Origin of the sequence: Nocardiopsis suaedae (assembly GCF_027706745.1) — a bacterium.
Taxonomy (GTDB): Bacteria; Actinomycetota; Actinomycetes; order Streptosporangiales; family Streptosporangiaceae; genus Nocardiopsis_A; species Nocardiopsis_A suaedae.
This window is the reverse complement of record NZ_JAQFWP010000111.1, coordinates 1-12,165: the sequence shown is the minus strand read 5'-3', so window position 1 is coordinate 12,165 and position 12,165 is coordinate 1. Positions and strand designations below refer to the sequence as shown.

The window sequence follows — 12,165 nt, the reverse complement described above, 5'->3', positions numbered from 1 at the left end:
ACCGGCCGGGGCCCACGAGTGGGGCACCAGCCGCACCGCTCACCCGCACCGCGAGGAACCCGCCGGACGGCAGGCAGGGCCGGGGAAGCGCCCCGCTCACGCCGTCGCCGCCCAACACAGCGACCACGCACGCGCCGTACGGCCGACAGCGCGACAGGTAGCCCCGCCGACCTCCGTCGTCGCCGCCATCCACCCTGCACCCCGGCGGCCCGGCGCCCGGTCAAGGCCCGTCAGCGGGGCACCAGCCGAGCCGCCCGCCCACCCGGACCGCGAGGGGCCCGCCGGACGGCAGGCAGGACCGGGGAACCACCCCGCCCACGCCGTCGCCGCCAAAGGCGTCAACTCTCGGGAGGCTCAGGAGTCTCCGGTGTCTGCGGCTTCCCTCCCCGCGGCTTCCCTTCCGAGGACTCCTCTTCCTGGGGCTCCTCTTCCGGGCTTTCCAGGAAGGGGCGCACCATGGCCGGGGTTACCCCCGCCGCGAAGGACACCGACTCGGCGAATTCCGCGTCCACGGCCGTATAGCCGCCCGCCCCGGCCCCCACCGCCGCCGTCAGGTGGGCCAGGCCCGCGCCGCGCTGGAAGAGGCTCTGCCTCCACAGCCACCCCACGACCGCCTCGCGCTGCACCACCGCCTGCTTCCGGGCCAGCGATCCTGACCGAACGCTGATACGGCGCTCATCCCGCCCGTGCCCCAGGGACCGGTAGCGGTCGACCGCAAGCGGTATCCCGAGCAGCGCCAGCAACAGCAGCGGCGCCGCCGCCCAGTACCAGCCCACCAGGGCCGCCGCGACGGCCCCCAGCAGGGGCAGCGCCAGCGCGCGCACGAACCTGCGCCGCAGAGCGGCGCGCGGGTGCCGCTGCAGGCCGCCCCGGTACCCGCCCAGCGTCTCGTCGACGATCCGCCCCACCTGGTCCCTCGGCCCGGCGGGCAGCAGCACGGCACGTGTGGAGGCGTCCCCCAGACCGGTCATGATGGCCCGCAGCCGGACCACCGAGCGCGTCCTCTCCAGCGGGCTGTCGGCCAGCTCGTACCCCCGGATCCGCCGCCGCTCAAGGGTCACGCTCTGCCGGGTGAACAGCCCCCGCTCGGTGACCAGGGACTCGTCCCCGCCGACCAGCCGGAACCGCCAGTGGCCCACCGCGTAGGCGACGACGGCGAAGAGCGGCATCAGCAGGACGAGGACCAGCAGCACGCCCGCCGCCAGCCCCACCAGGACCAGGACACCGCCCTCAGCGAAGGCCCACTGGTAGAGCACCAGCGCGCGCTCGCCCGCCTCCAGCGCCCCCATCTGCTCCAGCACGTCGCCCAGCCCCTGCGAGAGGAGCCCGAACAGCGCCGCCAGCGCCACGAACGGTGTGAGCAGGTAGCCCACGCTGAGCATCCCGTAGGAGTACCAGCGCGTCGGCATGGAGAAGTATTCGTGCTCGGGCCCGGCCGCCGCGACGCCCGCGCCGGAGCCTTCGGGGGCCCCTACGGCGTCTCCGGCCGCGCTCCGCTCCTCATCGGTGCCGTCCGCGGCCCCCGCCGCCTCCCCGGCGGCCCGCGCGCCCCGCAGCACGGCGCGGCGGTGCAGCAGGTCGTCGCGGAGGCGCCCGGCCTCGGCGGCCGACACCGCGTCGAGCTTGCCCTCCTCGTCGCCGCCTCCGCCCGCCGCGGCCTCCACCTTGACCACGGCCAGCCCCAGCACCCGGTGGACCAGGCTCGTGGTGACGTGCACCCCCCGGATCCGCTCCAGCGGGATGGTGCGGCGCGACCGCCCGATCCAGCCCTTGCGGATCTCCAGCCGGTCGGCCCCGACCTGGTAGCGGAAGGTGAGCCAGGTGTAGACGCCGGTGGCGACCATGCCGACCAGGGCCGCGAAGAGGCTGCCGAGCACCCACGGGTTCTGCGTCGCGCCGAAGGCGATCAGCGCCAACGGCACGATGAAGTTCTTCATGTAAGTCACCGGGGCGGCGACCAGCATCAGCGGGCTCAGGCGCCGCCACGGTTCGTCCGGGGGCAGGTCCGCGACCGGTTCCGCGTCCCCGGTATCCCCGACTTCCCCGCCGGAACCGGCGCCATCGCCGGTGTCGGCGCCCGTGTCCGCTGCCGGGCCGACCTCCTCGGCCTGCTCGCCCACGGCGTCCTCACCCTCACCGCGCGCGCTCATGTCGCGTCGTCCCGCAGTTCGCCCGCGCGCACCGCGAGGTCCTCGGAGATCTCCCGCGCCTGGTCGGCGTCGAGCCCCTCGATCGTGGACGACCCCGCGTGCGAGGCGGTCTGCACTTCCAGCGTCGCCACCCGGAACATCCGCTCGAACCACCCCTGGGTGTGGTCCACCGTCTGGATGCGGCTGATGGGCACGAGCTGCCACTCGCGGCCGATCCACCCCTTCCGGGTGTAGATGACGTCCTCGGTGACCTCCCACCGGTGCACCCGGAAGCGGATGCGCGGCACCACCGCCGTCTCGGCGACGCCGAACACCGCGTAGGCCGCCGGCACCCACCAGGCGTTCCGGGTCGCCCACTCCGGGATCCACGACCAGCCGACGGTCATCGCGCCCCAGGCGGCGAACCCCAGGACGGCGACGGTCACCAGGTGCCCAACCGCCGATCCGAGGGTCCACATGGGGACGGCGCGGGGCGAGACGCGGTGCTGGGGCGGTCGTAGGCGGCTGTTCATCACCCGCAGAGTCTACGGGCGGGCGCACAGCGCCCAGAAGCCGCAACGTCGGGCAAAGAACGGGCCATCTCCGAAATGGGCGCGGGACGCCCGGTGTTGTCCCCCGTGCCGGAGCGTCCCCTACCACGTCCCGCCCGCCCCGCGGCGCACGGCTGTCAGCCGGCATCTCAGTGCTTTGTCAGTCGTCCCCTTCAGACTTGGTCCTGTTACATCCCATTTGGAGGCACAGATGACAGACGCCATCCGCGCGGAGGGCCTCGTGAAGCGGTTCAAGGGGACCACCGCGCTCGACGGGGTCGACCTCGTCGCGCGCGCGGGGGCCGTGCTGGGCGTCCTCGGCCCCAACGGGTCGGGAAAGACGACGACCGTCCGCATCCTGGCGACCCTGCTCACCCCCGACGGCGGCCGCGCCACCGTCGGCGGCCACGACGTCGTGCGCGCACCCCACGAGGTGCGCCGCACGATCGGCCTGACGGGGCAGTACGCCGCGGTCGACCAGGACCTGACGGGCACCCAGAACCTCGTGCTCATCGCACGGCTGCTCGGCTACTCGCGCGCGGGGGCGCGCACCCGCGCGGCCGAACTGCTGGCCCGGTTCTCCCTCAGCGACGCCGCCGACCGGCCCGCCAAGACCTACTCCGGCGGCATGCGCCGCCGCCTCGACCTGGCCGCGAGCCTGGTGGGCCGCCCTTCCCTGCTGTACCTGGACGAGCCCACCACCGGCCTGGACCCGCACAGCCGCAACGAGTTGTGGGACGTGGTGCGGGCCCTGACCGACGACGGGGTGACGGTGCTGTTGACCACCCAGTACCTGGAGGAGGCCGACCAGCTCGCCGACGACATCGCGGTGCTGGACCACGGCAAGGTCATCAGCCGCGGCACCCCCGACGAGCTCAAGGCCCGCGCCGGCGCCCAGGTGCTGCAGGTGCAGCCGCTGCACGCCGGGCAGCTGGAACGGGTCGGCGGCATCGTGGAGCAGGTCACCGGCAGCGAGGTGCGCACCAACGAGCGCACCGCCAGCGCCTCGGTCACCGACCCGGCGGTGATGCCGGAGGTGGTGCGCCGCCTGGACGACGCGGGCATCTCCGTGGCCGAGCTGAACCTGCGCAAGCCCAGCCTCGACGAGGTGTTCCTGGCGCTGACCGGGCGCCCGGCCGAGGACACGACCGGCGGCGCGGACGGCGCCGCCCCTGCCGAGAGGACGCACGCGTGAGTACCGCGACAACGGCGGAGCCGGTGGAGGAGGCCCACACGGCGCCGCCCGCGCCCCGCGTCACCCCCGCGGTGGCCGTGCGGCACGGGGGGCTGCTGGCCTGGCGCAGCCTGCTCAAGATCAAGCGCAACCCCGAGGAGGTCCTCGGGCTGACGTTCATGCCGCTGATGTTCGTGGCCCTGTTCGTGTTCGTGTTCGGACAGGCCATGATGGGCGACTGGCAGGCCTACCGGGACTTCATCATCCCCGGCATCACCGCCCAGTCGGTCATCTTCGCCACGATCGGCACCGGTGTGGCGCTCAACACCGACATCGAGAAGGGCATCTTCGACCGGTTCCGGTCGCTGCCCATCGCCCGCTCGGCCCCGCTGGTCGGGGCGATCCTCGGCGACCTGGTGCGGTACGGCCTGACGGTGATCGCCGTGCTGGTGGTGGCCGTGCTCATCGGCTACCGCCCGGAGGGCGGGGTGCTCGGCGTCGTGGCGGCGGGCGCGGTGGTGATGCTGTTCGCCTTCGCGCTGTGCTGGCTGTCGGCGTTCATGGGGCTGCTGCTGCGCACCCCGATGGCGGTGAACATCTTCGGGTCGGTGTGGATGTTCCCGCTGACCTTCGGCGCCTCGACGTTCGTCAACCCCGACGACATGCCGTCCTGGATGGGGGCGTTCGCGAGGGTCAACCCGGTCACGCACGTCACCGACACAATGCGCGGCCTGATGGAGGGCGGCCCGGTGGCCGAGCCGCTGATGTGGACGCTGCTGTGGGTGGTGGTCCTGATCGGGGTCTTCTTCCCGCTGGCCACCCGCGCCTACAAGCGCCGCGCCTAGCGGCCGCGGCGAACGCGAGCGGCCTCCCGCCCGAACAGGTCGGGAGGCCGCTCGGCCGTCAGCGCCGTCAGCCCCACGCGCCGACGACCCGGCCCACCATCTCGGCCGCCCCCTCCGGACCCGCCGACGCCCCGCGCGCGTACTCCTCCTCGTACCGGTCCCGCCCCAGCTCCTTGGCCAGGTCCCGCACCAGCGCGCGCAGCGTGCCGTCGGTCGAGAACGGCAGCCCCCGGAGCGCCTGCGCCGCCCCCAGCAGGCCCGCCGCCTCCGCCGCGCGGCCGCCCGCCGCCCCCAGGATCAGCGAGGCCGCTTCCGCCACCACCGCCGCCTGCTGCCCCTGGAGCCACGTGTCGAGCAGCCCCCATGCCTCCGCCGCCGCCCGCCGGGCCTCGTCGGCGTCCCCCGACGCCAGGTACGCCCGGCAGAGCACCGTCCTCCACAGCGGTTCCATGTGCAGGCGCGACACCGAGTTGCTCTGTTCGACCCCGAAGAGCAGCTCCAGCAGCCGGTCCCGCGCCGCCTCCGGGGCCCCGCTCCGCAGTTCGACCTCGGCGCGGTAGAAGGACAGCGACTGCCGGGTGTCGGGGGTGGCCGCCGACGCCTCGGCCTCGTCCAGCGTCGCGGCCGCCCACTCGACGCGCCCCGCGCGCGCGGCGATCACCGCCCAGTGCCCCAGCAGCGCCGCGAGCTGGTCGGCCAGGCCCAGCTCGCGGGTGGTGCGCACGGCCTCCTCCATCAGCTCGTCGGCCCGCTCGACGTCCTCGAACCCTTCGAGCTCGGCCAGCAGGAACAGCACGTGGGTGAGCACCCACCGGTCCCCGCCGCGGCGCACCTCGTCGCCGGCCGCCCGCAGCCGGTCGAGCGCCTCGCCCGACCGCCCCGGGAAGGACTGCATGACCAGCGTGGCCGTGAACGCCCCCAGGTAGGCGCGCCGCCACGGGCCGCCGCGCCGGGCCGCGGCGTCCAACCGCTCCACCGTGCCCTCCGGGTCCCGCCCCAGCATGGCCAGGAACACCGGCACGAACGCCAGCGACAGGTGGTCCTCGCAGCGCTCCCCCACCGCCTGCACGGTCCGCTCGATGTCCTCCAGCTCGGCCCGGATCGCCTCCACGACCTCCCCGGCCTGCTTCGGCCCGGAGGCGCGGCGCCCCATGTCCTTCTCGATGGTGTGGGCGAAGCGGCACTCGGCGTAGGCCAGCTCGTGCCCGGGCGGGGGCGCGTCCCCCGCAAGCGCCAGCGCCTCCTCGGCCCAGCGCGACAGATCCGACCAGGCGTCCACCCGCATCCCGTACAGGAACGCGGTGTGCACCAGGTCGAGGGCGGCCCCGGCGTCGCCGGAGGCGACGGTGCGGCGCACCGCCGCCGCGTAGTTCTCGTGCTCCTCGCGCAGCCGCGCAAGCCATTCGAGCTGGCCGGGGCCCCGCAACGGCTCCTCCGCCGCCCGCCACAGCCACCGCATGTACCGGGCGTGCGCCGTGCGGGCCCGGTCGCGCTCGCCGCTCTCGGCCAGCCTCTGGGCGCCGTAGGCGCGCACGGTCTCCAGCATCCGGTAGCGGGGCTGGCCGTGCCCGCCCGCGTCCGCGCCGTCCGCCTCCACCAGGGACTTGTCGACCAGGGCGAACAGCACCGACCACACGTCGCGCCCGCCGACGGTGCCGCCCCCGGGCCCGGGCCCGGGGCCGGGGGCGCCGGAGCGCGCGGGGTCGAGCGCCTCGTCGGCGCACACCGCCTCCACCGCGTCCAGGGAGGCGCCCCCGGCGAACACCGACAGGCGCCGCAGCAGCGCCTGCTCGGCCCCGTCCAGCAGCTCCCAGCTCCAGTCGACCACCGCCTGCAGCGTCTGGTGGCGGGGGCGCACCTGGCGCGGCCCCGAGGCCAGCAGCCGGAACCGGTCGGTGAGCCGCTCGGCCAGCTGCGGCAGCGGCATCGCCCGCACCCGGGCCGCCGCCAGCTCCAGCGCCAGCGGCATCCCGTCCAGCTCCCGGCAGATCCGCACCACCGGCCCGGCGGTGGACGCGTCCACGGCGAACGACGGGCGCCAGGCCCGGACCCGGTCGGCGAACAGCCGCACCGAGGCGTACCCGGCCGCCTCCTCGGCGCCCGCCCCCTCCGGGGGCAGCGCCAGCGGCGGCACCGCCTGCAGCCGCTCCCCGGTCACGCCGAGCGGTTCACGGCTGGTGGCCAGCACCCGCACCCCCGGGCAGGCCGCCAGCAGCCGCTCCGCGGCGTCGGCGACGTCGCCCACCAGGTGCTCGCAGTTGTCGGCGACCAGCAGCAGCCGCCGACCGGACAGCACCTCGGCGGCGCGCGCCAGCGGGTCGTCGGCCGTCCCGCCCACCTGGAGCGGGGTGACGGCGCGCTCGCGCACCCCCAGCGCCTCCAGGAGGGCCTCGGGCACGGCGGCACCGTCGCGCAGCGGGGCGAGGTCGATGAACCACACCCCGTCGGGGACCAGGTCGGGGCGTTCGGCGGCCAGGCGGGTCCCGGTCTCCACCGCCAGCCGGGTCTTGCCCGACCCGCCCGGCCCGACCAGGGTGACCAGGCGCTCGCCGGACAGCAGCCCCAGGGCGGCGCGGAGCTCCTCGTCGCGGGCCACGAACGCGGTCAGCGACGCCGGGAGCCGCACCGGCGGCCCGTCCGCGCCGGGCCCGGCCCCGGGCTCGGGGCCACCGCGCCCGTCCGCCGCGTCCGGCTCCGGCGGCGCGGGCTCGGCGGGGGCGGCGCCCTCCAGCTCCCCGCGCAGCAGCCGCAGGTGCAGCTCGGCGATCCGCTCGGAGGGGTCGATGCCCAGCTCCTCGGCCAGGCCGGTGCGCAGCCGCTCGTAGGCCGACAGCGCGTCCACGGTGCGCCCGGAGGCCGCCAGCGCCCGCATCAGCAGCTCCACCGGCCGCTCGCGCAGCGGCTCGCGGGCGGCCAGCGCCTCGATCTCGGGCAGCGCGGCCGCGGGGTCGCCCGCCTCCACCCGCGCCTCCAGGTGCTCGGCCTGCACCGCGCGCAGCTGCTCGGCCAGCCGGACCGCCTCGCCCTCGCCGCCGGCCTCGGCGAACTCGGGCAGCGGGTCGCCCCGCCACAGCTCCAGCGCCCGGCCCAGCAGGTCGGCGGCCTCGGCGGCGGCGCCCCGGGCGCGGGCGCGCCGCCCCTGGCGCACCAGGTCCTCGAACCGCCACAGGTCGATCTGCTCGGGGGCAACCTCCAGCCGGTAGCCGGAGGCGTCGCCGACCACCGGCGCCTGGTCGCCGAGCAGCTTGCGCAGCCGCGACACCAGCGCCTGCAGCGCGTTGGGGGCCCCGGCCGGGGCGTCGGAGCCCCAGATCCCGTCGATGAGGCGCTCGGTGCCCACCGTGCGCCCGGGGGCCAGCAGCAGCATGGCCAGCAGGCGGCGCAGGCGGGTGCCGCCCACCGCGACGGGGCGGCCCGCGCCGTCGCGCACCGCCAGTGGACCGAGAATGGAGAACCGCACCGTCATATGATCCCCGATGCGGCCCCCGCTCCCTTCACACATCCGCCCCCCGCGTCGGCCGGGCCCGGCCACTTCGGCGGGGCGGCGGCGGGGACACTCCCCCGCTTCCGGGGCCCACACCGCCCGCACGGCAGTAAGGTGCGGTGGGAAGAAGCACCGAGGCGCGCCCCGCGCACGCAATCCCGGTCCCGGCCCCGACGACCCATCCGCAGGAGCCCCATGATCTCGGCAGCACGTCACCGCTCCCCCGGCCCCGGCCGCGCGGTCCGCTCACGTGCCCCCGGAAGGCGCAGAGCCGCCCTGGCGGCCGGGGCGGCGGCCGTGCTGGCCGCCGCCGGCGGCTGCACCGGGTTCACCCCCGGGAACGGCGAGCTGACCGACGACATCAACGTCAGCAGCACCCTGCTGATGGAGGGGTCGACCCTGCCCGACGCCTTCACCTGCCGCGCGGAGGGAGGAGAGGCCGGGTCGCCGCCGCTGCAGTGGTCCGGCCAGCCCGAGGACATCGGCTCCTTCGCCATCGTCGCCGACGACCCGGCCTCGGCCGAGGTGTTCTGGGTGCTCTTCGACCTCGACCCGGCCACCGTGGAGATCCGCCAGGACGGCGTCCCCCAGCCGGCGCACAGCGGGGAGAACAGCTTCGGCGACACCGGCTACACCCCTCCGTGCCCCGAGGAGGACGACCCGCACGAGTACCGGTTCACCGTCTACGCTCTGGACCAGAAGCTGGACCTGCCGCAGGGCGCCCCGCTCACCGACACCCTGGAGCGGATCTCCGCGCACGCGGTGGCCCGGGGGTCGCTGACGACGGCGGCCGAGTAGCCGGGCCCGGACACGGCCCACCGACACGGCCCGCCTGACCGGCGGCCGACCGCCGCGCAGGCGAAAAATTCGGCGGTCACCCGCTGCACTCACGGCACAACTGGGCCTAAAGTGGGGCCGTGTCCCCCCTCCTTTTACTGATGACCGAAAACGGAACCGATGGTGCGAGGCGCCTGCGCCGCCCGAGCGCGCGCACGGCACCCCGTCCCGGGGGCCACCAGTCCGTGCACGTCACCCCCACCGGTGGCACCTCCGTCCCCGACACGGCCACGGCCCCAAGGGTGGTGCAAGTATGACCGTACTGATCGCAACCATCGTCGCGATCATCGTCGTCCTTCTCGTCCTCGTGCTGATCCTGCTGGGCATGCGGGCTCTCAACCACGGGCGCGAGGACGACTTCGACGATTTCGACGACGGCCCCGGCGACCGCGCGGACGCGGGAGAGGACGGCCCCCGCCCGGCGCGCCGCAGCCGCCGCTCCCGCGCCTCGGCGGGCTGGGACGACGACTCCGACATCTCCGGCAGCTCCTTCTGGTCGGACACCGACATGGACGACGGCGCCGACGACGAGCCCGCCCCGCGCGGGCGCTCGCGCGCCGGGCGCCGCGAGTCGCGCCGGGACACGCGCGCCGAGTCCACCGGCCCCATGGGCGGCGTCGACGACGAGGACACCGGGCCCGAGGACGAGCCGGAGCCGCGCGGCCGGTCGCGCGCCGGGCGCCGCCGGAGCCGCCGCGACACCCGCGCCGAGGCCACCGGGCCGATGGCGGGCGTCGAGGACGAGGACGCGCCGGAGGCCTACGGCGCCCCCGCCGCGGAGCCGGAGCCCGAGCCCGCCCCGCGCCGCTCCCGCGGCCGCCGCGCGCGCCGCGAGCCCGAGGCCGACGCCCCGCAGCCCGCGGCCGCCGAACCGGCCTCCGCCGGCGCCGACGACGGGCTCGCCAAACTCGCCAGCCTCGGCCAGGGCAGCGCCCCGGCTCCGGCTCCGACGCCCGCCGAGCCTACGGCCCCCGCGGCGCCTGCCGCGCCCGCCGCGCAGCACGACCCGCTGGGCCTGCCGACGGGAACGAGCAGGCCGCACGACCCCCTGAGCACCCCCTCGGCCCCGGCGGCCCTGTCCTCCCCGGCCTCCGACGACCCGCTGAGCGGTCCCGCCACCCCCGCCTCCCCCACCGGCGGCGGGTTCGGGTCCTCCTTCTCCCCCTCTCCCGCCTCCCCGGCCTCCCCCGCCTCCGACGACCCGCTGGGCGCGCCGTCCCCCTCCTACGGCTCCGCCGCCCGCACCCCGTCGGCCTCCTCCCCCTCCTTCGGGACGCCGTCGTCCTACGACACCGGCTCCTACAGCACCGGCTCCTCCTCCACGGGCGCATCGACCACGGGCGCGTTCACCACCGGTTCGCACGCGCGCCCCGCCGCCCCCTACTCCGCACCCGGAGCCGGGTCCCCCTTCGACACCGGTGAGTACTCCCGCCCGTCGATGCCGGACTACGAGCGCGGCCCGGGCTCGCCGTACGACACGGGCAACCACTCGCGGCCCGCGACGCCCTACGGCGCCACCGGCCCGGCACCGTCCCCGGCCCCGTCGGCCTACGACACCGGTTCGCACGCGCGCCCCGCCGGGTCGCCCTACGACACCGGCGACTACAGCCGGGCGGCGGCGCTCGGCGGCGGCTACGGGTCCGCGTCCCCGTACGACACCGGCAGCTACTCGCGCCCCTCCTATGGAGGGTCGGCTCCGGCAGGCGCCCCGTTCGGGGCGGGCGACCGGGGCATGGGGAGCGAGCCCGCCGCGCCGCTGTGGTCGAGCATGGACACCGGGTCGCACCGCCGCCCTGAGGCGCCGTCGGCTCCCAGGCCCGCACCCGCCTCCGACTTCGGGGCCGAATACGCGCCCTCCTACAGCCCCTCCGACCGGTTCGGCGGCGGCGACACCGGCGGGTACACCCCGCCGGGGGCTCCCTATGGCGCGCCGCCCGAGCACGCCACTGGGGGGCTGCCGTCGATGGCGCCGCGCACCGGATTCGAGCCGGGCTACGGGGGGCCCTCGTACGGGCAGGCCGCCTCCTACGGAACGGGGGGCTACGACAGCGGGGCCCTCGGCTCCCCCTACGGCGCCGCAGGCCAAGACGGCGCCGGGGCGGCGCCGTCCTACGGGGCACCGGCGCCCCCGCAGCCGCCGACGGGGGCACAGCCCTCCTACGGCGGTACCGGGTACGGCGACGCACTGGGCGACTACGGGTACCCGGCCGACGCCACCGGCGGTTACCCGTCCTACGGCGGCCCCTACCCGGGGTCCGCGGACCCCGGCGACCCCGAAGGCCGCCCGTGGCGGCCGGGCGGCTACGGAGGATACGGCGACCCGCTGCGCTGACACACCGTCGACCCCGACGCGACGGAAGGACGGCCCCCGCACCCCCGGGTGCGGGGGCCGTCCCTTTGTGGACCCGCCCCAGCGCCGGTCCGGCGGCCCTCAGGATGCGCGTAGAATTCGGTCACGGGAGAGTCGGCCAGACGGTCGCGGCGCCCATCATCGGCGTCGAGGAAAGTCCGGACTCCACAGGGCAGGGTGGTCGGTAACACCGACCCGGGGCGACCCGCGGGACAGTGCCACAGAAAACAGACCGCCACCGCTCGCGGTGGTAAGGGTGAAACGGTGGTGTAAGAGACCACCAGCGGCCGGAGCGATCCGGCCGGCTAGGTAAACCCCACCCGGAGCAAGGTCGAGAAGGGGGCTCGCGCCCCCGCGCGGACGTTCGAGGGCTGCCCGCCCGAGGTCCGCGGGTAGACCGCACCGAGGCCGTCGGCAACGGCGGCCCCAGATGGATGGCCGTCCGCCCCCGGTCCCCGGGGGCCGACAGAATCCGGCTTACCGGCCGACTCTCCCCTCTAATCCTGTGTTTATTCAGTTGTGGGACCCGTATCCCGGATCTGTCGCCGAAGACGGCGGCACGTCTGCGGAGGAGCAAGAGTGGTACGCCGGGCAGGAGGCCGTTCTCTGGCTCCTCGCCTGGCGCTACCGCGACAACGAGCACTTCCGCAGCGAATGGGCGCCAGCAGAGCGCGACCTGCGCGGGCTTGACTGGTTCGCCGTGCAGTAGACGCCTAAGGCGTGTTTCTCGGATCATTTTGGGCTCGCGACCACCAGGACGACGCTCGCTGCGCCGGGACGCTCGAGCAGCCAACC

Annotated in this window: 8 protein-coding genes and 1 other RNA gene; 6 read left to right on the top strand and 3 right to left on the bottom strand. The window is 75.8% G+C overall.

The genetic code is table 11. From position 1 onward, the window contains the following. Nucleotides 1-338: 338 nt before the first annotated feature. Both O4U47_RS30485 and O4U47_RS30480 read right to left on the bottom strand, forming a co-directional pair. Nucleotides 339-2,150, bottom strand: coding sequence for a PH domain-containing protein (locus O4U47_RS30485; protein WP_270681458.1), 1,812 nt, complete (start codon nucleotides 2,148-2,150; stop codon nucleotides 339-341). Then, nucleotides 2,147-2,662 (bottom strand): PH domain-containing protein, encoded by a 516-nt coding sequence (locus O4U47_RS30480; protein WP_270681459.1) that lies wholly within the window; start codon nucleotides 2,660-2,662, stop codon nucleotides 2,147-2,149. The genes O4U47_RS30485 and O4U47_RS30480 overlap by 4 nt, the downstream gene beginning before the upstream one ends. 229 nt (nucleotides 2,663-2,891) lie before the next feature. Between O4U47_RS30480 and O4U47_RS30475 the strand changes: the two genes are divergently transcribed. Both O4U47_RS30475 and O4U47_RS30470 read left to right on the top strand, forming a co-directional pair. After that, nucleotides 2,892-3,875 carry an ATP-binding cassette domain-containing protein gene (locus O4U47_RS30475; protein WP_270681457.1) on the top strand — a complete coding sequence of 328 codons (984 nt, stop codon included), beginning with the start codon at nucleotides 2,892-2,894 and terminating at the stop codon, nucleotides 3,873-3,875. Continuing rightward, on the top strand, nucleotides 3,872-4,699 hold the full coding sequence (locus O4U47_RS30470; RefSeq protein ID WP_270681456.1) for an ABC transporter permease: 828 nt from the start codon (nucleotides 3,872-3,874) through the stop codon (nucleotides 4,697-4,699). The genes O4U47_RS30475 and O4U47_RS30470 overlap by 4 nt, the downstream gene beginning before the upstream one ends. A gap of 67 nt (nucleotides 4,700-4,766) precedes the next feature. Here O4U47_RS30470 and O4U47_RS30465 read toward each other — a convergent pair whose 3' ends face one another. Further along, a complete protein-coding gene (locus tag O4U47_RS30465) occupies nucleotides 4,767-8,165 on the bottom strand; it encodes an AfsR/SARP family transcriptional regulator (protein WP_270681455.1) in 3,399 nt (1,132 codons plus the stop codon). Between the two features lie 213 nt (nucleotides 8,166-8,378). On the opposite strand from O4U47_RS30465, the gene O4U47_RS30460 reads away from it, so the two are divergent. From O4U47_RS30460 to O4U47_RS30445, 4 genes are all read left to right on the top strand, one after another. Next, entirely contained in the window at nucleotides 8,379-8,981 is a 603-nt protein-coding gene (locus O4U47_RS30460) for a YbhB/YbcL family Raf kinase inhibitor-like protein (protein ID WP_270681454.1), read from the top strand. A gap of 292 nt (nucleotides 8,982-9,273) precedes the next feature. Next, nucleotides 9,274-11,352 carry a hypothetical protein gene (locus O4U47_RS30455; protein WP_270681453.1) on the top strand — a complete coding sequence of 693 codons (2,079 nt, stop codon included), beginning with the start codon at nucleotides 9,274-9,276 and terminating at the stop codon, nucleotides 11,350-11,352. A gap of 128 nt (nucleotides 11,353-11,480) precedes the next feature. Next, nucleotides 11,481-11,866, top strand: an RNA gene (gene rnpB, locus O4U47_RS30450) — RNase P RNA component class A. Between the two features lie 9 nt (nucleotides 11,867-11,875). Then, nucleotides 11,876-12,079: a hypothetical protein gene (locus O4U47_RS30445; protein WP_270681452.1), complete on the top strand. Its 204-nt coding sequence runs from the start codon at nucleotides 11,876-11,878 to the stop codon at nucleotides 12,077-12,079. The last annotated feature ends 86 nt before the right edge of the window (nucleotides 12,080-12,165 follow it).